Annotated in this window: 17 protein-coding genes; 13 read left to right on the top strand and 4 right to left on the bottom strand. The window is 73.6% G+C overall.

Features of this window, described 5'->3' with window-relative positions; genetic code table 11:
* Window positions 1-375: 375 nt before the first annotated feature.
* The gene (locus tag AC060L_RS00165; protein WP_483796001.1) at window positions 376-720 is read left to right on the top strand and encodes a hypothetical protein; all 345 of its coding nucleotides are present in this window, start codon (window positions 376-378) and stop codon (window positions 718-720) included.
* A gap of 118 nt (window positions 721-838) precedes the next feature.
* Entirely contained in the window at window positions 839-3052 is a 2214-nt protein-coding gene (locus AC060L_RS00160) for an ArnT family glycosyltransferase (protein WP_483795999.1), read from the top strand.
* A gap of 89 nt (window positions 3053-3141) precedes the next feature.
* On the opposite strand, the gene AC060L_RS00155 is transcribed toward AC060L_RS00160, so the two are convergent.
* Window positions 3142-4038, bottom strand: a complete 897-nt coding sequence (locus tag AC060L_RS00155; RefSeq protein WP_483795998.1) for a hypothetical protein — start codon at window positions 4036-4038, stop codon at window positions 3142-3144.
* 137 nt (window positions 4039-4175) lie between these two features.
* On the opposite strand from AC060L_RS00155, the gene AC060L_RS00150 reads away from it, so the two are divergent.
* Together AC060L_RS00150 and AC060L_RS00145 are read left to right on the top strand one after the other, a co-directional pair.
* Entirely contained in the window at window positions 4176-5432 is a 1257-nt protein-coding gene (locus AC060L_RS00150; RefSeq protein WP_483795996.1) for a bifunctional glycosyltransferase family 2/GtrA family protein, read from the top strand.
* Window positions 5433-5541: 109 nt separating this feature from the next.
* Window positions 5542-5841: a hypothetical protein gene (locus AC060L_RS00145; protein WP_483795994.1), complete on the top strand. Its 300-nt coding sequence runs from the start codon at window positions 5542-5544 to the stop codon at window positions 5839-5841.
* Between the two features lie 42 nt (window positions 5842-5883).
* Here the strand turns inward: AC060L_RS00145 and AC060L_RS00140 are convergent, their stop codons facing one another.
* The 3 genes from AC060L_RS00140 to AC060L_RS00130 form a co-directional block, all read right to left on the bottom strand.
* Complete coding sequence (locus AC060L_RS00140) at window positions 5884-8898, bottom strand: helix-turn-helix transcriptional regulator (RefSeq protein ID WP_483795993.1); 3015 nt, start codon at window positions 8896-8898, stop codon at window positions 5884-5886.
* Between the two features lie 297 nt (window positions 8899-9195).
* Window positions 9196-9417, bottom strand: a complete 222-nt coding sequence (locus AC060L_RS00135) for a hypothetical protein (protein ID WP_483795991.1) — start codon at window positions 9415-9417, stop codon at window positions 9196-9198.
* A 121-nt stretch (window positions 9418-9538) separates the two neighbouring features.
* Window positions 9539-12739 carry a type 2 lanthipeptide synthetase LanM family protein gene (locus AC060L_RS00130; RefSeq protein ID WP_483795989.1) on the bottom strand — a complete coding sequence of 1067 codons (3201 nt, stop codon included), beginning with the start codon at window positions 12737-12739 and terminating at the stop codon, window positions 9539-9541.
* Between the two features lie 113 nt (window positions 12740-12852).
* Here AC060L_RS00130 and AC060L_RS00125 point away from each other — a divergent pair, with 113 nt between their 5' ends.
* The 9 genes from AC060L_RS00125 to AC060L_RS00085 all read left to right on the top strand — a co-directional run bounded on the left by AC060L_RS00125 (window position 12853) and on the right by AC060L_RS00085 (window position 23028).
* Window positions 12853-13674, top strand: coding sequence for an AfsR/SARP family transcriptional regulator (locus AC060L_RS00125; RefSeq protein WP_483795988.1), 822 nt, complete (start codon window positions 12853-12855; stop codon window positions 13672-13674).
* A 450-nt stretch (window positions 13675-14124) separates the two neighbouring features.
* Window positions 14125-15081 (top strand): TauD/TfdA dioxygenase family protein, encoded by a 957-nt coding sequence (locus AC060L_RS00120; RefSeq protein WP_483795986.1) that lies wholly within the window; start codon window positions 14125-14127, stop codon window positions 15079-15081.
* Window positions 15082-15270: 189 nt separating this feature from the next.
* The gene (locus tag AC060L_RS00115; RefSeq protein WP_483795984.1) at window positions 15271-16125 is read left to right on the top strand and encodes an NRDE family protein; all 855 of its coding nucleotides are present in this window, start codon (window positions 15271-15273) and stop codon (window positions 16123-16125) included.
* Window positions 16126-16242: 117 nt separating this feature from the next.
* The gene (locus AC060L_RS00110) at window positions 16243-16782 is read left to right on the top strand and encodes a hypothetical protein (protein ID WP_483795982.1); all 540 of its coding nucleotides are present in this window, start codon (window positions 16243-16245) and stop codon (window positions 16780-16782) included.
* 572 nt (window positions 16783-17354) lie between these two features.
* A complete protein-coding gene (locus AC060L_RS00105; protein ID WP_483795981.1) occupies window positions 17355-18221 on the top strand; it encodes an ABC transporter permease in 867 nt (288 codons plus the stop codon).
* Window positions 18194-18964, top strand: a complete 771-nt coding sequence (locus tag AC060L_RS00100) for an ABC transporter ATP-binding protein (RefSeq protein WP_483795980.1) — start codon at window positions 18194-18196, stop codon at window positions 18962-18964. Before AC060L_RS00105 ends, AC060L_RS00100 begins: the two co-directional genes overlap by 28 nt.
* Window positions 18965-19010: 46 nt before the next feature.
* Window positions 19011-20048: an ABC transporter substrate-binding protein gene (locus AC060L_RS00095; protein WP_483795978.1), complete on the top strand. Its 1038-nt coding sequence runs from the start codon at window positions 19011-19013 to the stop codon at window positions 20046-20048.
* 18 nt (window positions 20049-20066) lie between these two features.
* Window positions 20067-21197 (top strand): LLM class flavin-dependent oxidoreductase, encoded by a 1131-nt coding sequence (locus tag AC060L_RS00090; protein WP_483795976.1) that lies wholly within the window; start codon window positions 20067-20069, stop codon window positions 21195-21197.
* Window positions 21198-21336: 139 nt separating this feature from the next.
* Complete coding sequence (locus AC060L_RS00085) at window positions 21337-23028, top strand: phospholipase D-like domain-containing protein (RefSeq protein WP_483795975.1); 1692 nt, start codon at window positions 21337-21339, stop codon at window positions 23026-23028.
* Window positions 23029-23342: the final 314 nt, after the last annotated feature.

Here is a 23342-nt window from a genome sequence, read left to right as displayed (position 1 = left end):
GCCTTCCGACCGGCCACTTGCCCGGCAAGCGCGGCTGCGCCCACAATCTCCCGGAAGCCGGAAGCCGGAGGCCAAGCTGATGCAGACGCTGTTGCTGGAACACGAGCCGAGGCTTCGGCGCGCCAGTGCAGTGGGGACGTTTCTGCTCGTCGCCATCCTGCCGACCGTCCTGGCCGCGAACGTCCCCGCTCTCTCGATCACGGTGAAGGTCGCCATCGGGCTGTGCTGGACGAGCATCGGGGCCTGCCTCGGGGTCCGAGCCGAGCGGGCCGCCGTGTTCTGCCGGCCCGACGAGATACTCATCCGAGGGTTCATCCGCAGTCGGCGGATCCCCGTTCGTGATCTCATCGGCCTGCGGGGCCTGCACCTCTACTGGTGCGGCCCGCGCGGACGGCTTCGGCGGAGCAGGCTCGCGAGCTTCGCCACCAGCCACTACGCAAGCCCTCGGTCTACTCGCGCAATGCCTCCTACCTGCGGCGGCTCGATCAGTGGCTCGAACAGGCCGTGGGCAGCGGCCTGAAGCGCCGGGCCAAGAACGTCCACCATCTCGACGACGGCGCCCTGGCCAGGGAACTGCGACTCGCCACTGCCGCACAGCGGTGGCAGGACCGAGGCCGCCGACCGGTCCCCGGACCGCCCACGACCGATTGGCGCGGCCTCCGGACCAGCGCCGCGGCCGAGATGGCCAAGCGGGCCGAGGAGCGTGACGGCGCGAGCTGAACGATCGAACGGGCGCGGACTGACACGTGCCGCACAGGTTCGGCACATCGGAGGGACAGCGCGGTCGGGGAGGTTGGCAGGGCTGGAGAGAACCCGCCCTGCGCAAAGGACAGCGTCGATGACTGCGACTTTCCCCGACCCGACGACCCACCCGGGCCCGACGGCAGACCTGACGGCAGACCCGACGGCAGACCCGACGCCCGACGCCGCGGACCGGCCGCCCTGGCGGCGGCTGGTCCGCGGCCGGCCGCAGGACCCGGCCTGGGTGCGGCCGGCGCTGTTCGCGCTGCTGGCCGTGACGGCCGTGCTCTACCTGTGGGACCTGAGTGCCTCGGGCTGGGCGAACTCGTTCTACGCCGCGGCCGTCCAGGCGGGCAGCAGGAGTTGGAAGGCGTTCTTCTTCGGCTCCTCGGACGCCGCCAACTTCATCACCGTGGACAAGCCCCCGGGCTCGCTCTGGGTGATGGAGCTCTCCGCCCGGATCTTCGGCGTCAACTCCTGGGCGCTACTGGTCCCGCAGGCGCTGGAGGGCGTCGCCACGGTGGCCGTGCTGTACGCGGCGGTCCGGCGGCGCTTCTCCCCTGCGGCGGGCTTGATCGCGGGGGCGGTACTGGCGCTCACCCCGGTCGCGGCGCTGATGTTCCGCTTCGACAATCCGGACGCGTTGCTCGCCCTGCTGCTGACCCTCGCCGGGTATGCGGTGCTGCGCGCCCAAGAGCGGTCCCGCACCGGCTGGTTGGTGCTGGCCGGCGCCTGCATCGGCTTCGCGTTCCTGACCAAGACGCTTCAGGCGTTCCTCGTGCTGCCCGCGTTCACGCTGGTCTACCTGGTGTGCGCGCCGACCGGGCTGTGGCGGCGGATCCGCCAACTGCTGCTGGCCACGCTGGTGTTGCTGATCAGCGGCGGCTGGTGGGTGGCGATCGTCCAGCTGGTGCCCGCCCGCTACCGGCCGTACGTCGGCGGCTCGCAGCACAACAGCTTCCTGGAACTGACCTTCGGCTACAACGGGTTGGGACGGCTGAGCGGCAACGAGACCGGCAGCGTCGGCGGTGGGGGCGGAGGCGGCGGGCGACCCGGTGGTGGCGCGGGCGGCGGCACCGGGATGTGGGGCGCCACCGGGATCACCCGGCTCTTCAACGCGGAGATGGGCGGTCAGATCGCCTGGCTGCTGCCGGCCGCGCTGATCCTGCTGGTCGCCGGTCTCTGGGTGACCGGCCGTGCGCCGCGCACGGACCGGGCGCGGGCCGCGCTGCTGCTCTGGGGCGGGGCGCTGCTGACCACCTGCGCGGTCTTCAGTTTCATGGCCGGCATCTTCCACCCGTACTACAACATCGCTCTGGCGCCGTACCTCGCGGCGGTGGTCGGCATCGGCGCCACGCTGCTCTGGGACCGCCGCCGGCATCCGGCGGCCGCGGGCGTGCTGGGCGCCACGGTGGCGGTCACGGCGGTCTGGTCGTACGTCCTGCTGAACCGCAGCGCCGACTGGCACCCGTGGCTGCGCTACGCGGTGCTGGTGGTCGGGCTGGCCGCCGCGCTCGGGATCGCCATGGCCGGACGGCTGCCGGCGCGGGCCGGCCGGGCCTTCGCTGCCGCCGGCCTGGTCGCGGCGCTGGCCGGGCCGACCGGATACACCCTGCAGACGGTGACCACGGCCCACGGCGGCTCACTGCCGAGCGCCGGGCCGGCCGTGGCGGGCGGGATGGGTGGCCCTGGTGGAGCAGGCGGACCGGGCGGACCGGGCCGGCCGGGCGGCGGCTTCGGCGGGCGCGGCGGCTTCGGCGGACCGCCCGGCATGGGTCAGCAGGGCCAGGGGCAGGGGCAGGCCGGTGGCGCCCCGTCACCGGGACAGCTGCCCGGCGGTCCCGGTGGAACCGGCACCCCTGCGCAGGGCCAGGGTCAGGGACAGGGACAGCGCCAAGGGGGCTTCGGCGGTGGCGGCATGGGCGGCCTGCTCGACGGCAGCAAGCCCGGCGCCGCCATCACCGCACTGCTCAAGACGGACGCCGCGCGGTACACCTGGGTGGCCGCCGCGATCGGCTCGCAGAACGCCTCCGGCTACCAACTGGCCACCGGTGACCCGGTGATGGCGGTGGGCGGCTTCAACGGCAGCGATGCCGCACCGACCCTGGAGCAGTTCGAGAGCTACGTGCGCGCCGGCAGGATCCACTACTTCATCGGCGGCGGCACCGGCGCCCCGGGCGGCAGCGGGAGCGGCAGCTCGGACTCCGCGCAGATCTCCTCCTGGGTGTCCTCGAACTACACCGCCAGTACGGTGGACGGCGTGACCGTCTACGACCTGACCAAGAGCACCACTGCTGCCAGCACATCCTGACGCTCAGTCAGCAGACAGCAGACACCCCACGGACGGCCCACCCCAGACCCGGGGTGGGCCGTCCGGTCGATCCAGCGGACAACGAACGCTTACCCGAGGTCGTCAGCAGGGCGAACGCCGCCCGAGGTGGCACCGGTGAGCCGCCGAGCCGACGGACGCACCCGGACTCCCGCTGCGTGCGCCCGGTCCGCCCAGGCTCCGGGCGGGTCGCCGACCACGGTGACGCGCGCCCCTTGCCGCACGAACTGCGTGATCAGCGGCCATGCGAGGTCGGCCAGGATCCGCGCGTCCCCGTCGAGTGCGCCGGCCCATGCGTCGAGATCGATCGTGACCGCGCCCGGTGCCTGTTCGTCGGCCGCACCCGAAGCGGTACCCGGATCGGCCCCGCCACCGCTCCCCAGCAGCAGGCGCCGGTTGACCTCGAGGAAGTCAACAGGATGCCGCCTGCCGGTGCCGTCTCCGCTGCCGCTGCCGAGCGCTCCCGCAACGGCTCGGCCGGCGCTCCGGGTGACGCGGGCCAGGTCGTCGATGGTCGGCGCCATGAAGTACCCGTCGATGTCGCTGGCGAGGATTCGGCTGATCGGGCCCCGGAAGTCGGCGTCGTAGCTGTCGTCGGTGAACTCGGTGGCGAGAATGCGAGCCTGCGGGAACTGCCGGCGCAGGAGGCCGAGGAGCTCGGCACTGGCGGGCGGGATGAGCACGATGTCGGCGTCCGGTCCGGCGCAGCGGATGTCCTGGACGATGTGCCCGGGGCCGAGGCGCTGGGCAAGGGCTTCCTGGGCGGGCCCCTTGAGCGCGATGGCGGTGACGACGATGATCGGCCTGCTCTCCGTGGCCTCGCCGACGAGGGCCTGTCCGAGCGGTTCACCCCGGGGATCCTCCTGGCGCCTGGCGACCGGAAGGGCGGGCCCGTCGGACGTGGCGGGTGACACCGGGTCGAGGCGTTCGGGCACGCTCGCGTGATCTTGCTGCTCGTCAGAAGCCATGGCACACAAGACGCGCAGTGCCGCAGGCCGGTTCCGGAGAGCTGATCCCCGCCGTCTCCCGCCGTCACACGCGATCCGTATGCCCGTCCTAAGCAGGACACAGCCTGCGCACAGCAGCGCCGCCGACCGTGGTCCGCATGAGCCAATCGACAGCACTGACGGGACCGCCCGCCGAGGCGGCGGCCCGGGACGGATCCTCGCCGGGCAGCGCCCAGTTGGTCGAGATCGTGGTCCCCGTCCACAACGAGGAGCACGTTCTCGGGCAGAGCATCCGCAGGCTGCACGGCTACCTGGCCGACACGTTCCCGTACCGCTTCCGGATCACCATCGCCGACAACGCCAGCACCGACGCCACCTGGCAGGTCGCCACCGGACTCGCGGCCGAACTGCCGCAGCTGCGGGCCGTGCACCTCGACCTCAAGGGCCGGGGCCGGGCGCTGCGGCAGGTCTGGGGCAGCAGCGAGGCCGACGTGGTGAGCTACATGGACGTCGACCTGTCCACCGGGCTGGACGCGTTCCTGCCGCTGGTCGCGCCGCTGCTGTCCGGGCACAGCGATCTGGCCATCGGCAGCCGGCTGCACCGGGGTTCGGCGGTCGTGCGCGGACCGAAGCGGGAGATCATCTCCCGCACCTACAACGCGCTGCTGCGCACCACGCTGGCCGCGAGGTTCTCCGACGCCCAGTGCGGCTTCAAGGCCGGCCGCACCGACGTGGTGAAGGCGCTGCTGCGCGAGGTGGAGGACCAGACCTGGTTCTTCGACACCGAGCTGTTGCTGCTCGCCGAACGCAGCGGGCTGCGCATCCACGAAGTGCCGGTGGACTGGGTGGACGACCCGGACAGCCGGGTGGACATCCGCCGCACGGTGCTGGACGACCTCAAGGGCATGGCGCGGGTCGCCCGCCGCGCGGTCTCCGGGGCGGCCGGCCTGCCGGTGCCGCCGCGGGTTCGGCAGGCGAGGCTGCCGAGCGGCCTGAGTCGGCAGCTGTCCAGCTTCTCGGTGATCGGCGTGCTCAGCACACTCGCCTATCTGGCGCTGTACCTGGTGCTCCGCCAGGCCGTGCCCGTCGTACTGGCCAATGCGCTGGCCCTGGTCAGCACCGCGATCGTGAACACCGCCGCCAACCGGCGCTTCACGTTCGGGGTCACCGGCTCGCGCGACGCGCTGAAGCACCAGGTCGAAGGCGGCATCGCGATGGCGATCGGGCTGGTGCTGAGCACCGCCACTCTCGGCCTGGTCCGGCTGCTCGCGCCGCACGCCACGCCGGCTGCCGAACTGGCCGCGCTGGTCGGCGCGAACGCGCTCGCCACCGTGCTGCGCTTCACGCTGCTACGGGGGTGGGTCTTCAACCCGCGCCGGCGGCGCCCAGCGGACGACTCGGTGCCGCCGACCTGACCGGCAGGACTGGGGGCGTCCGCTGCGCAGTCCGCCACGGATGCGGCGCGCGCCACCCGGCGGTTGACTGGGACGAGGGGATCGAACCGCTGGAAGCGAGGTCGCCGCGATGGCAGTCGTGATGAGCATGCGCTGGGACGGGGTCACCACCGCGCAGTACGACGCGGTGCGCGCGGAACTGCACTGGGACGAGAATCCCCCTGCGGGTCTCCCCATGCACGTCGCCTGGTTCGACGGCAGCGCACTGCACGTGACCGATGTCTGGGAGTCGGAGCAGGCCTGGCAGACCTTCCTCGCCGAACGACTCGGCCCCGCGGTCGAGAGGGCCGGCCTGCCGGGGCGCCCCGACGCCAAGCTGCTGCCCCTGCACCGGCGCTACGTCGCGCCCGGCGTCACCGGCGCCGCCTAGGCCCTGTCCGGGCGCCTCTCGCCTCTCGCTTCCCGCCTCTCGTCACAGTCGCGCCGGGCTCACCGCCCCGGCCCCCGCCCCCGCCCCCGCCACGTGCTCCGCGGCGTAGTCGCAGAGCGCGGCCCGGTGGCTCAGGCCGGTCTTGGTCAGCAGGCTCGCCACGTGCTTCTCGACGGTGCGCGGCGAGATGTACAGCCGCCCGGCGATGTCCTGGTTGCCCAGTCGCGGGCCGAGCAGCAGGAACACCTCGTACTCACGCACCGTGAGCCCCTGCCGGCGCAGCTCCGGCGGCACCCGCTCGGTGCCCGAGCGGCGCTGCGGGACGGTCGCACCGGCTCGGCGCAGCAGGTCGCGGCAGGCGCTCGCGACGGCCGGCACGCCGGCGCCGTGGAAGTACTCTTCGGCGGTGCGCAGCCAGGGCACCGGGTCGCCCCAGCCGTCGGTCAGCGCGGCCTCGGCGACGAGGCGCAGGCCGAGGTGGCGGGCCATCAGGAACGGGGCCGCCGCTTGGCGGCCCTGCTCGAACGCCTGCAGCGCCTGCTCGCCCTGGCCGGCCCGGCCCAGGTGGACGGCGTGCGCGAGGCGTTCGAACTGCCGGTTCCAGAGCAGGCGGGCCCCGGGGTCGGCGGCGTCCCGGGCGTGTTCGGCCGGCCCGGCGAGCCCGGCCAGCGCGCGCAGCAGCGGGCGCAGGCCGTGCCGGCCGTTGAAGTAGAAGACGGTCGGGTTCTCGTCCTCCCAGGCGCGTGCGTTGTCCAGCTCGGTCATCGCCTGGTCGCGGTCCTCCTCCAGGAGGGAGCACATCGCCCGGCAGTTGCCGAAGACCAGCGGCATCTTGAGCGAGCGGTTGCCGTCCCAGCGGTAGAACTCGGCCAGCTCCTGCTCCATCTCGCGGCGCCGGCCCTGGTGGGCGGCGAGCGCGGCCCGGGTCAGCAGCACGTACTGGTGGTTGTCGACGTGGCGCAGCCGGGCGGTCGCGCCCGCGCTGCGGTCGGTCAGCTCCTTCGCCGTCGCGTACTCGCCGCGGAAGACGGCCTGGCTGGCCATCGTCGCCTCCGCGGTGTGGCCGAGCGCGATCGCGCCGAGCTCGACGGCCGCCCGGTGGGCCCGGCTCAGCTGCTCGCTGGTGCCGTTGCTCATGAACTCGTTGGCGCCCAGGCGCAGCAGCGCGTCCAGCCGCCAGGTGGTCAGCCCGTGCTTGGTGGCGAGCACGAGGATCCGTTCCAGGCAGGCGTTGGCGTGGTCGAAACCGTGTCGGCGCTGGAGCAGTGCGAGCAGCTGGAGCGCCTGGCAGGCGACCACGGGCAGGCCGGCCTCCTCGGCGCTGTCGGCGGCGCGGCGGGCGAGCCGCTCGGCCCGGCTGGTCCGGTCGGCGCCGTCCTCGCCGCCGTCCTCGCCGATGCCGGTGAGCGCGAGGTTCGCCTCGACCACGTCGATCGCGGGGGTGATCGCGGTGCTGTCGAAGCGGCCGAGCAGCCCGCGGACCAGGGCCACCCGGGAGGCCGCCTCCTCGTGGCGCAGCGCGGAGACGGCGCCCCAGGCGAGCCGGGTGTGCAGCGCGGCGGAGCGGGCGTCGTCGAGTGCGCCGGGGCCGGTCAGCGGCAGTGTCTCGGCCAGCTTGAGCGCCCGGTCCAGCCGGCCGGTCTCGACCAGCGTGTAGACCAGGCTCTCCAGGACCGAGGTGGCGTCCTCGCCGGGCCCGGAGTCGGCCATCAGATCGTGTGCGCGCTCCAGCAGCGAGACGGCCGAGTTGACCGCGCCGTCGCCCAGCGCGGCGCGGCCGGCCTGGGCGAAGAGCAGTGCGGCCCGGCGCGGGTCGCCGGCGGCCAGCCGCAGCACCGCGACCTGCTGGCACCAGTCGCCGGGCAGCCCGGGGTAGGCCCGCTCGACGGCGTCCGCCGCGCGCTGGGCGATCACGGCGCGCTCGCCCGGCAGCAGGCCGGCCAGCAGCGCCTCGGTGGTGAGCGCGTGCCGGAACTCGTACCAGTCGGCGACCGGGCCGCTGGGCGAGATCAGCTGGGCGTCGATCCCGGCCCGCAGGTGGATCAGCAGCGTGCGGTCGTCGAGGCCGGTCACCAGCTTGAGGACGGGCAGCGCGAACCGGCGCCCGAGCACGGCGGCGGAGTGCAGCAGCTCGCGGCCGTCCGGGCTGAGCCGGGCGGCCCGCTGCGCGACGCTGTGCACGACGGTGGCGGGGACGTCGATGGTGAGGTCGCCGCTGACCCGCCAGCCGTCCGCACCGCCGCGCAGCACGTTCGCGGTGACCATGCCGCTGAGCAGTTCCTCCACCACGAACGGGTTGCCCTCGGAGTCGTGGACGAGCTTCTCGGTGACCGAATCGGGCAGCTGGCCGGTCCCCGCGCCCAGGCAGGACTCGGCGACGATCCGCACCTCATCGGCGGTCAACGCGCGTAGATCCGTCATCGTCGCGGACCGGCGACGACCGGCCGCGCGGCCCAGGTCGCCGGCCGGCCCGGCGCCCGACCGCAGTGTGATCAGCAGGAAGACCGGCAGCCCGGCGATGTTGTCGACCAGGTACTCGATCACCGAGAGCGTCTCGGCGTCGGCGTCGTGCAGGTCCTCGACGACCAGCAGGCAGCCCGGCTGCCGGCCGGTGGCCGGATCCGGGCGGGCCGTCGTGGTCCGGCCGACGGCGGCCAGCAGGCGCAGCACGGCCTCGGCCGTCTCGACCAGGGACGTACCGCCGTCCGGCGTGTGACTGCCCCGCCACTCGGGCACCAGCCCGGCCAGCGCGGAGCGGTACGGCGCGAGCTCAGGGTCCTGCGGTGGCCCGCCGATCCGGAAGAGCGAGAGCAGCGCCTCCGCGATCGGCCGGAACGGCATGGCGGCGCCCGTGGTGCTGCTGCGCCCGCGGAGCACCGCCATGCCGCCGGCGAACGCGCGGTAGGCGCATTCACCGGCGAGCCGGGACTTGCCGATGCCCGCGTCACCGAACAGGAAGACCGCCTGGCCATCGCCCTGCCGGGCGGCGGCCAGACACCTGTCGAGGAGCGCGAGTTCTTCGTCGCGCCCGACCAGCACTGGCGATGTGGTGAGCATGGCCGGAGGCTACCCTCCAGGCCTCGGATCCGCCATGGTGACGGGCGCTCCTCGGCGGCTCACTTGACGGTTCATCAGTTGCGCAAGCGCTAGGGTCTGTCGTCAAACCCCCTTCTGCTCGGCGACGCCATGCACGCACTCTCGCCGCACCGGGCACAGACCCAAGTACGTCCAGTACGAGGGCCTGCACCCGGCACGCCGAATGGGGGCACCTCCCGGCCGAAGGCTGGGGGAACGCACCTGACGCCGCCAAGCCGCCCTCCGGGCGACGAAGGGAGTTTGACGACAGACCCTAGGTCACAGGCTCATCGGGCCGGAGACGCTGGTCCCCATGCCCATGGTGTGGCCGGCGAAGCCGTGCACGCCGCGCGCCGGGCCGCCCAGGCCGGCCAGCAGCGCCGCCCGGCGGCCTGAGGAGGACGGGCCTTCCACGGCGATCTCGCCGGCCGGGTGCGCGGTGGCCGCGCCCGACCTGGCCTCGGGGTCCTTCCAGTAGCGGACCAGCTCTTCGTGGTTCATGACTTCCTCCTGTGTGGGACCGCGCGGCGGGGGTCGTGCCGCGTTCTCGGCCGTGCGCCGTGCAACTGCTGTTCACTGTGGTGGTGACACACGGTCGGGTTTGGGTTGAGGACAACTACGGTCAGGCATGGGGAGATTGCAGGAGCAGCACCGAGGGTATCCGGGCGCCGAAACCGAGCCGGAGCAGTCCGTGCCCGATGCCGGCCAGCCCGTTGAGCAGTCCGGGGCTGCTGACCCGGTTCGGGGTGCCGCAGCGCGGACCGAACCGGTCGAGTGAGGCGAGCAGCGTGCCCGCCCGGGCGGCGGCCGGCCCGGCCATCGCCCGGCCGTCGGCCGAGGCCGCCAGCAGCAGCTCGGCCGTGCCCAGCTCGCCGTGGCAGAGGCTGTGGTTCGGCAGCGGGCTGCGGCCGGCCAGCTCGGCGACGGTCTGCTCCGCGAAGGCGGCGGCGCCGGTCAGCGGGCCGGCCGCCGCGCTGTCCGCGATCGCCAGCGCGATGCCCGCCGCCCCGGTACACCAGGCGGCGTCCTGCGGACCGTCCTCACCGGCCGCGAGCCGGGCGGCGACCGCCCGCTCCAGGTGCTGCCGGCCGGCCGCGGCGTACTGCGTGCCGCCGCCCGCCGCGGCGAACCGCAGCAGCGCCCAGCCGATGCCGGCCGCGCCCTCACCGAAGCCGCGCCGCCCGGGGTCGGCGACCGGCAGTTCGACGTCCGGCAGGTCGGCGAGCAGCCGGGCGCACTCGGCCGCCGCCTCGCGCGCCTCGCGCAGCCCGGTCGCCCGGTAGACCGAGAGCATCGCCGGCAGGCAGCCGGCCAGACCGGTCAGCACGCCCGGTTCGGCGTGCTGCGCGAGCTCGGCGGAGAGCGCCCGGGCGGTCAGCTGGACGGCCTGCTCGGTCCAGCCGGCGATCTCCGGCGCGTCCAGCAGGCCCGCGAGGTGGCTGAGCGCGTAGCCGATGCCGCCGAGCCCGTCGAAGCCGCCGACGCCGACGGCCGCCAGGTGCTCCGGCTCCGCGGCGAGCGCGGCCAGCACCTCGGGCACCGGCCGCAGCGCGCGGCGGGCCACCGCGGCGTACCGCTCGATCCCGGTCACCGAGGCGAGCTGGGCCAGGAACAGCGCCGTCCCGCAGTAGCCGTTGGCCAGCCCGGCACCCTGCGGCAGCACCGCCCAGCGGCGCTCCTCGATCGGTTCGAGGGCGAGCCAGTTGACCCGCCGGCCGTCGTCGTGCGCGCCGGCCAGGATCTGGTCGGCGATCCCGCAGGCGGCGGCGAGCAGCCGCTCGGGGTCGGGGACGGTGCCCTCCGGGCGGCCGTCCGGCCCGGCGCCGGTCCAGTGCGGGTCACAGCTGCTGCGGGTGGCGAGCGAGGCCCGGATCACCCACTCCTGGTCGTAGCGGTCGGTGCGGCTCATCGCGCGCAGCTGGTCGGTCACCCGGTCCAGGCCGGTGCCGGCGAAGTCCGCGGCCAGCGGCACGCCGCCGATCGCCGGCCGGTCCGCGGTCGGGCTGCTGGTGACCAGCGGGATGTCACCGGCCCACAGCTCGTCGAGCTCGGCGGCGACCAGCGGCCAGCGGGCCGGGTCACCGGCCGACTCGCGCCACAGCAGGTCGAGCAGCCGGTCGCGGTCCAGCGCGTCGCGCAACACGTCCGGGTGGGTGGACTCGTCCAGCAGCGTCGAGTAGCGCTGGGTGTCCCGGGCGACGACCCTGGTCCGGTCGGCCGCGAACCGGGCCAGCAGGCCGTCCGGGCAGGTCAGTTCGGCCCGGTGCGCGCAGAGCACCTCGTAACCGGCCCGGAACCCGGCCAGCAGCGGCTCGGTGTACGTGCACGGGTCGGCGTCCTCGCCGTTCAGCCGGGGCCGGTTGTCGGCGCCGTGGAACACCTTGGGGGCGCGCACCAGCAGCATCTCGTCGGTGCCGGGCGCCTGCCAGCTCGCCACGTCCACCGGCAGCAGCCTGCCCTTGTCGCCGCCGAGCCCGGAGACGTCCAGCGTGCCGCGCTCGCCGATCCGCAGGTGCGGCAGCAGCGCGATCCGGTAGACCGAGCGGTCCAGCGCGCGCAGCGCCGGGTCGTCGCCGACCGTGCCCGGCAGCGCCAGGGCCGGGTGGAACAGCGTCTCCAGGTCCACCAGCACCGGCTGGTCGGCGCAGGCGATCAGGTTCTCGTAGTGGATGTCGGTGCCGCCGAGCGCGTGCAGCAGTGCGAGCAGCGCGCCGGTGCGGTAGTAGAAGCTGTCGAGCTGGGCGTCCCAGGCGCACGGCGCGGCGGCGGCGAATTCCAGCCAGCCGTAACCGGGGCGCTCCAGCACGCCCAGGATGCGCAGGTCGAGCCCGGTCATCCGCTCGTTCAGCCAGCGGACGGCGGCGTTGAAGTGCCCGTGCACCGCGAGCGGGCGCGGCTTGTAGACCAGCCGGGCGCCGGAGGCGAAGCGCAGCAGGGCGACCGCCCGGCCCCGGCCGTGGCTGTCCCCGGCGGCCAGCTCGATCTCGACCAGCCGTCCCGGGTCCTCGGCCCGCAGCAGGGCGACCACCAGGTCGGCCCGGTCGTCCGAGAACCGCTCCAGCAGCTCGCCCCAGGCCGCGACGGCCTGCTCGGCGGCCTGGGCGAGCAGTCTGGCCAGCACCGGGTACTCGGTGAGCAGCGCGGTGAGTCCGGCCCGCTGCCGGGTCCGGCGGACGAAGTCGGCGAACCGCTGCTCGGGGGTCTCGCCGTCCAGGCGCCCGGAGACCCGCAGCACGTTGAGCTCCAGCACCAGGGTGCGGCGGGCGAGTTGGACCAGCCGGGTGCTCAGCCGGCGGCTGAAACAGTCCTGCAGCGCGGCCAGGTCGGCGAACCGGTCCAGCCCGGCGAGCTCGGCCGCCGTGCGCAGTCGCCCGACGGCGTCCTCGGCGAACGGCGCGAGGATCGCGGCGAAGCCCTCGTCCCAGTTCCACTGCTCCCCCGCAGTGGTGAGCCGGGCGGGGGCCGCGGCCAGGACGCGTTCCGCCGAGGCGGCCCAGTCCGGCCTGCCCAGCCGGGCCGCGAGCGCCGCCGGCGGCTCGTCGAGCAGCGCCCGCAGGCCCTGCTCGTCGAGGCCGACCTCGCCGAGGCGGGCGGCGAACAGGCCCTCCTGCGCGAAGTCGTCCCGCCAACGGCCCAGCCGGCGGTCCGCCCGGCCCTCCGATCCGGGCGTCCCGCCGGCACGACCGGGCGGCGGCCCGTGCCGGAGCCGTTCGGTCAGCGCCACACCACCGGTCCACCAGGGCGCTCCCTGCTGGCTCGTACTCTCGGCCGTCCCCGCCTCGGTCATGTCGGAGACAATGCCACCGCGGTCGGTGCGGGACATGGGGGCCGGCCCCCATATTCCGGGTGCCCGGCGGTCCGCTCCTGGTCGGGCCGGGAGAATCCGGGGGCCGGACCCCCTGGGAAGGGCGCCATCAGCACTCCAAGCTCGAACACATGAACGCGAACACGGCGGAGTTGCGGATCAATGTGCTGGGCCCGGTGCGGGCGACGGTCTCGGGTGCCCGGGCGGCCCTCGGCGGACGGCGGCAGAAGGCCGTCCTGGTGGTGCTGCTGCTGGCCCGGGGGAACATCATCTCCGAAGAGCAGATCATCGATGCGGTCTGGGAGGACCAGCCGCCGGACAAGCCGCGGCAGGCGCTGCACACGTACGTCGCCGGCCTGCGGCGGGCGCTGGAGCCGGACCGGCTGCCCCGGCAGGAGGCCATGGTGCTGGTGCGGCACAGTGCGGGCTACGCACTGACCGTCGAGCCGGCGGCGGTGGACGCGCACCGGTTCGCCGCGCTGGCCGCGGCGGCGAGCACCGCGTCGAACGCCGACCGGCCCGCGCAGGCGCTGGCCCAGGCCGAACAGGCGCTGGAGCTGTGGCACGGTCCGCCGTTCGCCGAGCTGGCCACCGCCCGGTTCCTGCGGGCCGAGATCGGCCGGCTGGAGGAGTGGCGCTCGCTGGCGCGCGAGGTGCGGGTGACGGCCGGCCTGGAGCTGGGCGATCACCGGGGCTGCCTGGTCGAGAGCGAGGTGCTGACCCGTGACTACCCGCTGCGGGAGTCGGCCTGGGCGCTGCGCGCGCTCGCGCTGTACCGCTCCGGGCGGCCGGCCGAGGCGCTCGCCACGCTCGCGACGGCGCGCCGGACGCTGCGCGAGGTGCTCGGCGCCGATCCCGGGCCCGAACTGGCCGGGCTGACCAGCCGGGTGCTCGCGCACGATCCGGCGCTGCACTGGCAGGGGGGCCGGTCGCGCCACCCGGCGGCGAGCTGAGCCGAGCTGACGAGCTGAGCTGACGTGAGATGACGTGAGATGACGTGAGATGAGATGGCCTGACGGGCGGCCACCGAGGGGCCCGGAGCGGAGGCGGCAACATGGCTTCATGTTGCCGCAACACCCGTTCCCAGCAGGCGAGATGGCGATTGACACGGCAGCCGGGGAGTCCGCACGATGATGCCCGCACCCGCTCGCGGCCGAGGGAGGAGACCGACCACCATGGGCTGTGTCGTCCGCTCTTCCTGTTGCCGCCGCCGCTGTACGCGCTGACCGCTGCGCCGCTGTACGCGCTGACGTCTGCGCTCGCGCCTCCGCCGCGTCGGCCACTCGGGCCCGGTGGGCCTCGTGAACCCCGTGGGCCGCGTGGGCCTCGTGATGCCCGCTCCCGGCCGCCGCGCGCCGTCGCGCCCCCTCCCTCCCGCCCCGCACGAATCCCGAGGAATCGCCATGACCACTGCCATCACCGAGCTCGGCACCACCCCGGCCGCCGGCCGGATCGGCGCGATCGTCCACGACGTCCGGCTCGGCGGCGATCTGCCGGCCGGAACCGTCGCCGCCCTCGAAGCCGCGCTGTACCGGCACAAGGTGCTCTTCTTCCGCGGTCAGCAGCACCTGGACGACGCCGAGCACGAGGCCTTCGCCCGCCTGCTCGGCCACCCGGTCGGCCACCCGACCGTGCCGAGTGCCGACGGCCGCTACATCTTCGAGCTGGACGCCACCAAGGGCGTGCGGGCGAACAACTGGCACACCGACGTGACCTTCGTGCCGTCCTACCCGAAGGCCTCGATCCTGCGCGCGCTGGCGCTCCCGGCCGCCGGCGGCAGCACGGTGTGGGCCAACACCGCCGCCGCCTACCAGGACCTGCCGGAGCCGCTGAAGGTGCTCGCCGAGCAGCTGCGCGCCGTCCACACCAATGACTACGACTACGCGGCCAGCCTCGCGCTGCGCCCGGAGCTGGCGGAGAACGCGGAGGTCGCCGAGCTGTTCCGCAAGGTCTTCGTCTCCACGGCGTTCAAGACCGAGCACCCGCTGGTCCGGGTGCATCCGGTGACCGGCGAGAAGAACCTGCTGCTCGGCGCGTTCGCCCAGCGGATCCTGGGCGTCCCCGGCCCGGACAGCCGGGCCCTGATCGCGCTGTTCCAGCGCTACGTCGAGCGGCCGGAGAACACCGTGCGCTGGGACTGGCAGGTCGGCGACGTGGCGATCTGGGACAACCGGGCGACCCAGCACTACGCCGTGAACGACTACGGCGACGAGCCGCGGCTGGTCCGCCGGATCACGCTGGACGGCGACCTGCCGGTCGGCGTGGACGGCGTCCCGAGCCGGCTGCTGGAGCCGGCCGACCCGCCGGCGGTGGCCGGCCTGGTCCCGGCTGCGGAACTGGCGGTGGCGCCCGAGCTCTGACGCTCCGTCACCGCCGGGTCGGCCGCGGATCGCGCATGGCCGATGATCGTTGACCACCCTCGGCGGCCAACGCCGGCCCACTCGCAAGTGCGATTATCGTTCGTGCGAAAATCCTCCCTCGGTGCCCCTCGGCCCACCCGCCGAGGCGGCCCGCTGACGGCAACGCCGCAACGGGGGGAGAATTTCGTCATGTGTACCGCGCTCATCAGCGTGGATCCGCTGTCCACCACACCGGTCCTGGTGCTCGCCGCACGGGACGAGTACACCGACCGGCGCTGGCTGCCACCTGCCCGGTACTGGCCCGACCGGCCGGCCCTGGTCGGCGGCCGCGATCTGCTGGCCGGCGGCAGCTGGCTCGCGGTCCAGCCGGGTGCCGACCAGGCCGGCAGCGACCCGACCGTGCCCCGGATGGCGTGCCTGCTCAACGGCTTCGGCCCACTGGCCGCCCCGGCATCCCGGCGCTCCCGCGGCGAGCTGCCGCTGATCGGCGCGGCCGAGGGCGGCATCGACCGGCTCGACCTGGAGCACTACGACCCGTTCCACCTGATATGCGCGTCACCGACCGAGGTCCGCGTCCTCAGCTGGACCGGCGGCCGACTGCGCGAACAGACACTCGCCCCCGGGCTGCACGTCGTGGTCAACGACGGCCTGGAGGGCCACGCCGACCAGCGCACCACCTCCCAGCGGGCCGGCAGGATGATGGCCGCCCGGCTGGCGCACTTCCGATCCCGGCTGGCGAGCGCCGTCCGCCCCGAGCCCACCACCGGCGCCGACGCCACCGGCCCGACCGCCCTGGCCTGGGGCCAGTGGCTGCCGCTCGCCGACGGTGACGGCCTGCAGCCCGACGACGACGCCGCCCTCATCCAGCACCGCGACTTCGGTGACGGCCGGATCTGGGGCACCACCTCGGTCTCACTGATCGCGCTCGGGCCCACCGGACTGCGCTACGACTTCAATCCGGTCCCCGGCAACGGCTCCACCTGGCACCGGGTGGACACCGCGCGCCTGGCGAGCGGAGACGGGTCCCCCACCACCGCGCCCTGAGCGCGCTCCGCAGCACCCGGCCGGCAGGCACCCGGCCGGTCAGCCATCGGCCGGTCAGCTATCGGTTGGGAAACGAGTGCACCGAACCGCTGATGCGCCGGCGACTCGCGCCCGAGCATGATCCGCATGGATTCCACGGGACTTGTCACCGCGCTCTCGGCGGTACTGGCGGGCGCGGCAGTGATCGCGGCCGCCGTCATCACCTCGAATCGCCTCTTCCAGCAGGAGGCGCGCCGCTTGCGGGCCGAACGCGAGCAGTGGCGCGCGGACTCCCGCCGCCAGGCGTACGCGAGTCTTCTGGTGGCGGCGTCCGCGGTGGCCAATCACTGGTGGGCGCTGGCCGACGTCCTGCGCCATCAGCCCTTCGATCCGGCCACGGCGGAAGAGCGCTACCAGCGCGTGCTGGTCAGCTGGGACGACTACACCGGCGCCGCGGCCGTTGCCCGGATGCACGGCCCGGCCGAAGTGGTCCAGGCGGTCGATGCCCTGCGGGCCTACCTCTCCGGCTTCGATCACCGATCGAACGATCTCTACTGGTCCGTGCGGGCGGGCCGGAAGGGTGATTTCGAGGCGTTCGACCGCGATGCGAAGGCTTTCAGCGACGCCCGGCACGAGTTCGGACGGATCGCCGGATCCGTCCTGGACGGCCACGTCTGACCGAGCCCACGTCTGACCGCTGCGCACAGCGCACCGCCGCCCGGGGGCGGCAGCGGCGCGCTGTGCGCAGCGGCAATCGTGGGGAGCAGCGATCGTGGACGGCGGCGATGTCGCTGGTACCGATCCAAGCAGCACGATGTTGCCGCACTATTGCAATCACCGTACGAGCCAAGGATCTTCGGCCAGCTCGGGGCCACTATGCGGACGTGGTTGACGGCAGGCGCCGCGCCCGGCTAGCTTCCCCGACATGCAGCAGCAGCCCATCGCCCTGACGACTCGCGGTCACATCGACCTTCTGCGAGTCTGTTCGGCTGCCTGTCGCTGCTGCTGAGGGCCGCCACCGCCCTTTCGCCTCCCCTGCGCCCGTCTGACCGGCTGTAACAGCCGCTGATCCGGGCGCCCTGGGGCACACCGCCACAGTCACGGCGCTCCCGCGCGTCGACATACGCCCATCCGCCTGCTCGCCTGCCCGCCTGCGCGCTCGCCGCCTGGCCGTCACGTGCCATGCCGCTGTGGGTCGCCGTACCCTCCGCTGCCCTCGTCCGGGTCCCGCTCAGCCCGAGGAGACTCCCGTGTCCGTCGAGTTCGACACACCCTCACCACCCGTCACCAGCAGTACCGCCACCACCGCCGCCCCCTCGCTGGTCGCCGTCGCCCCTCGCAGCACCCGGCGCCACCGGCTGCCCCGCCCGCTGCGCCGCTCGCTCGCACCCCTCGCGCTGCTCGCGCTCTGGCAGTTGCTCGGCTCCACCGGGGCGCTCTCCGCCCAGACGCTGGCGCCGCCCGCCACCGTCCTCGCCAAGGCCGGCGCGATGATCGCGGACGGCACGCTGCCGTCCGCGATGGCCGTCTCGCTGCAACGCGTGCTCTACGGTCTGCTGCTCGGCGCGGTGGTCGGCATCGGCCTCGCGCTCGTCTCCGGCCTGTTCCGACTGGGCGAGGACCTGGTCGACCCGGTCGTGCAGATGCTGCGGACCGTGCCGTTCATCGGCCTGATCCCGCTGCTGATCATCTGGATCGGCATCGGCGAGGCACCGAAGGTGGCGCTGATCGCGATGGGCGTCGGCTTCAACCTCTACCTGAACGTGCACGCCGGTATCCGCAGCGTCGACAACGCGCTGATCGAGGCCGGCGAGACGCTCGGGCTGAACCGCTGGGGGCAGATCCGGCACATCATCCTGCCCGGTGCGCTGCCCGGCCTGATGACGGGCCTGCGGTACGCGCTCACCGTGTCCTGGCTGGCCCTGGTCTTCGGCGAGACGATCAACGCCGACAACGGCATCGGGTTCCTGATGAACCAGGCCCGCGAGTTCTTCCAGACCGACGTGATCGTGGTCTGCCTGCTGGTCTACGCCGCGCTCGGCCTGATCGCCGACCTCATCGTCCGTGCGCTGGAAAGGATTCTGCTGTCATGGCGACCGACCTTCAGCGGCAGCTGAGCACGCCCGAACGCACCGCCCCCAACCACACCGCGCCCGACCACGCCGGTGCCGCCGTCCTGGTCCGCGGCCTGCGCAAGGCCTACGGTTCGGAGACCGTCCTGGCCGACCTCGAACTCCGGCTTGAACCGGGCCAGTTCACCGTGCTGCTGGGCGCCAGTGGCTGCGGCAAGAGCACGCTGCTGCGGATCCTGGCCGGCCTGGACCGGGAGATCAGCGGCGAGGTCCTGGTGCCGCGCCGGCGCGCCGTGGCCTTCCAGGCACCGCGACTGCTGCCCTGGAAGAGGCTCTGGCGCAACGTGGTGCTGGGCCTGCCGGGGCGGCCCGACCGGGCGCTCGCCGAACGGGTGCTGGCCGAGGTGGGCCTGTCACACCGGGCCGACGCCTGGCCGAAGACGCTCTCCGGCGGCGAGGCGCAGCGCGCGGCGCTGGCTCGGGCACTCGTCCGCGAGCCCGAACTGCTGCTGCTGGACGAGCCGTTCGGCGCACTCGACGCGCTCACCCGGCTGCACGCGCAGCGGCTGGTCGGCGAGCTGTGGCAGCGGCGCAGCTGCGCCGTCCTGCTGGTCACGCACGATGTCGAGGAGGCCGCGCTGCTCGCGGACCGGGTGCTCGTGATGCGCGAGGGCCGGATCGTCCACGACCGGCGGATGGAGCTGCCCCGCCCCCGCGAGGCCGCCGACCCGGCCGTCCTCGCACTGCGCACCGCGCTGCTCGCCGAGCTCGGCGTCAGCACCTCCTGACGTCTCCAGATACCTCCCAACTCCCTTGCCAGAAACGGATCCCGTCATGCCCCTCCCCCGTCGCGGCGTCCTCGCCGCCGTCCTCGCACCGGCGCTGCTCACGGCGCTGGCCGGCTGCGGCTCCGCCGGTGCGAAGTCCGCAGGCTCCGGAACCAGCGCCGGAACCGACAGCGATGCCCGGACCCTGCACGTCGGCGACCAGGCCGGCTCCGGCGCGCAGGCGCTGCTCGATGCCTCCGGCCAGTCCAAGGACCTTCCCTACAGAATCAGTTGGTCCACCTTCAGCTCCGGGCCGCCGATGCTGGAGGCGATCGGCGCCGGCTCGGTGGACCTCGGCGCGGTCGGCGACACGCCACCGGTCTTCGCCGGCGCCGCCAAGCGCCCACTGAAGGTGGTCGGCGCCGCCCGCTCGTCCGGCGTCGGCGACGCGGTGCTGGTGCCCAAGGGCTCGCCGGTGGCCGACATCGCCGGTCTCAAGGGCCGGACGATCGCGGTCGCCCAGGGCAGCGCCTCGCACTACACCGTCGTCGCGCTGCTGCTGAAGGCCGGTCTGTCGCCGTCCGACGTGCACCTCAGCTACCTCCAACCGGCCGATGCGCTGGCCGCGTTCAACTCGGGCAAGATCGACGCCTGGGCGATCTGGGACCCGTACACCGCGATCGTCCAGAAGTCCGGCGCACGCGTCCTCGCGACCGGCCAGGGCGTCACGGCCGGCCTGTCGTTCAGCGTCGCCTCCGACCGAGCGCTCGCCGATCCCGCACGCAGCAAGCTGATCGACGACTACCTCAGGCGGCAGCGCGCCGCCCAGCAGTGGGCGACCGCGCATCCCGAGCAGTGGGCGCAGCTGTGGTCCAAGCAGACCGGGATCCCGTCCGACATCGCGCTGATCTCGGTGAAGCGCACCCAGGCGACGGCCTTCGCGGTCGCCCTGGACGACAACGCCGTCCGGTCCGAGCAGCAGATCGCCGACGCGTTCGCCGCCCAGAAGCTGATCCCGGGCTCGTTCGACTTCGCCACCTTCACCGACCGCCGCTTCAACGACGGCCTGCCCGCCTCCACCACACCGCTGCCGACCACCTCTTGACCCGGGAGAACCCCACCGATGAACGTGCACCTGCACTGGTTCCTGCCGACCGGCGGCGACGGCCGCGGCCTGGTCGACCGCCACGCCTACGCGAGCAACCTGGCCGACCGGGCCGCGAGCGCGGCGCCGGGCCGCGCCGCCGCCACCGTCCGCCGCCCCGACATCGAGTACCTGACCCAGATCGCCCAGGCCGCCGACCGGCTGGGCTTCGAGGCGGTGCTCACCCCGACCGGCACGTGGTGCGAGGACGCCTGGCTGACCACCGCGTTCCTCGCCCGGGAGACCGAGCGGCTGAAGTTCCTGGTGGCCTTCCGGCCCGGCGTGATCTCGCCGACGCTGGCGGCCCAGATGGCCGCGACCTATCAACGCGCCTCCGGCGGGCGGCTGCTGCTGAACGTGGTGACCGGCGGCGACTCGACCGAGCAGGCCCGGTTCGGCGACCACCTCGACCATGACAGCCGGTACGCCCGCACCGACGAGTTCCTGACCGTGGTCCGCGGCGCCTGGACCGGCACACCGTTCGACTTCGAGGGCGCGCACTACCGGGTGACCGGGGCCCATGTGCCGGTCCCGCCGGCGCCGGCGCCGCCGATCTTCTTCGGCGGATCCTCGGCCGCCGCCGGGCCGGTCGCCGCCCGGCACGCCGACGTCTACCTGACCTGGGGCGAGCCGCCCGCCCAGGTCAAGGAGAAGATCGACTGGATCCGCGGACTCGCCGAGGCCGAGGGCCGCGAGGTCGCGTTCGGCATCCGGCTGCACACCCTCTCGCGCGACTCCTCCCGGCACGCCTGGCGGGAGGCCGACCGGCTGCTGGACGACATCGGCGAGGCGGAGATCGCCCAGGCCCAGCAACTGCTGGGGCGCAGCGAGTCGGTCGGCCAGCAGCGGATGCTCGCGCTGCACCAGGGCTCGCGCGAGAAGCTGGAGATCTACCCGAACCTCTGGGCCGGCGTCGGCCTGGTCCGGGGTGGGGCCGGCACCGCACTCGTCGGCAGCCACGAGGAGGTGGCCGACCTGATCGAGGAGTACCACGCGCTGGGGATCGACCACTTCGTGCTCTCCGGCTACCCGCACCTGGAGGAGGCGTACTGGTTCGGCGAGGGGGTGCGACCGGTGCTCCGCGCCCGTGGCCTGCTCGGAGAGGTCTGACTACTGGGGAGGTCTGACGGATCTTTGACGGTGCTATGACGGTTCTGTGATGCACATCTGACGGAACGGCAAGTTACTGTAAGGTAGTTTTAAGAGTTGAGCGGATGAACAGACCGCCAACTCTCCAAAGGACTTCCTCTTGTTCCGTCAGCAGTCCCCCCGCCAGCAGTCCGCGCGTTTCGGCCGGCTCACGCGCCTCGCTCTGGCCACCACCGTCCTCTCGGCCCTGTCGGCCACCCCGGCACTCGCCGACGCGCCCGCGATACCCACCGCGCCCGCCACCGCGGGCAGCGGCGCCGGCGGCGTCCAGGGCAGCGCCACCCCGCACCTGGACGCCGTCGAGCAGACGCTGCGGCAGGTCTCCCCCGGCCTGGAGGGGACCGTCTGGCAGCGCACCGCCGGCAACGCGCTCGACGCACCGGCCGACAACCCCGCCGGCTGGCTGCTCCAGACGCCCGCCTGCTGGGGCGACCCGAGCTGCACCAACCGGCCCGGCACCCAGCAGCTGCTGGCGAAGATGACCGACAACATCGCCAAGGCGACCCGCACGGTCGACATCTCCACCCTCGCCCCGTTCCCGAACGGCGGCTTCGAGGACGCGATCGTGGCCGGCCTGAAGGCCTCGGTGGCGAACGGGAACAAGCTCCAGGTGCGGATCCTGGTCGGCGCCGCCCCGCTCTACAACATCACCTCGCTGCCCACCTCCTACCGCGACGAGCTGGTCGGCAAGCTCGGCGACGCGGCGGGCAGCGTCACGCTGAACATCGCCTCGATGACCACCGCCAAGACCTCGTTCTCCTGGAACCACTCCAAGCTGCTGGTGGTCGACGGCCAGAGCGTGATCACCGGCGGCATCAACAACTGGAAGGCCGACTACCTCGACACCACCCACCCGGTCTCGGACGTCGACCTCGCGCTGACCGGTCCGGCCGCGAGCTCGGCCGGCCACTACCTGGACACGCTGTGGAGCTGGACCTGCGGGCACACCGGCGTCTTCTCCGCGGCCTGGTTCGCCTCCTCCAACGGCGCGTCCTGCCAGCCGACGCTGGAGCAGGACGTCAACCCCGCGCCCGCCGCGGCGACCGGGGGCATCCCGGTGCTCGCGATCGGCGGCCTCGGCGTCGGGATCCAGGACTCCGACCCGTCCTCCAGCTACCAGTTCACGCCCACCACCGCCGCCGACACCAGCTGCGGGCCGGTCAACCTGCACGACAACACCAACGGCGACCGCGACTACGCCACCGTGAACCCGGAGGAGAGCGCGCTGCGCACCCTGGTCGCGAGTGCGACCAGCCACATCGAGATCTCCCAGCAGGACCTCAACGGCACCTGCCCGCCGCTGCCGCGCTACGACGTGCGGCTCTACGACACGCTCGCCGCGAAGCTCGCCGCCGGCGTCAAGGTGCGGATCGTGGTCAGCGACCCGGCCAACCGGGGCGCGGTCGGCAGTGGCGGCTACTCGCAGATCAAGTCGCTCTCGGAGGTCAGCGACACGCTGCTGAACCACCTGACCGCCGTCACCGGCAGCAGCGCGGCCGCGCACACGGCGATGTGCCAGAACCTCCAGCTCGCGTCCTTCCGCGCCGCCGCCAGCCCCACCTGGGCGGACGGCCACCCGTACGCGCTGCACCACAAGCTGGTCTCGGTGGACGGCTCGGCCTTCTTCATCGGCTCCAAGAACCTCTACCCGGCCTACCTGCAGGACTTCGGCTACATCGTCGAAGACCCCACCGCCGCCGGGCAGTTGGACGCCAACCTGCTGGCCCCCGAGTGGCAGTACTCGCAGGCCGCCGCGACCTTCGACTACAGCCGCGGGATCTGCGGCAGCTGAGCCGCGGCGCGGTCGGCGCAGTGGGAGTTGTATCCGGGGAGCTCCGTCGGCGCCGTTGACGAGCGGTGCTCCCCGGGGGTGTGCGCAAGGCACTCTCGGCAGACGACGGGCACGGACCACTCGGATCCGCGGCGACGCCGGTGCCGGCCAGGGGCCGGGGTCGGGGGATGACTCGGCCCCGACTGCCCTCCTCGCCCTGGAAGCGGGTCAGGGACGAGCGGGGAGGACTGCGTTGACCCGCAGATGATGTCTGACAAGTCGCCGAGCGTCAACTGCTCCGCCGCGCTGCCACTCGGGCGCCCGCTCAGGTTCCG

It is taken from the genome of Kitasatospora sp. NEAU-69 (assembly GCF_057158765.1).
Note: the sequence above shows the minus strand (reverse complement) of the source record. Positions and strands in the feature narration are given on the sequence as shown.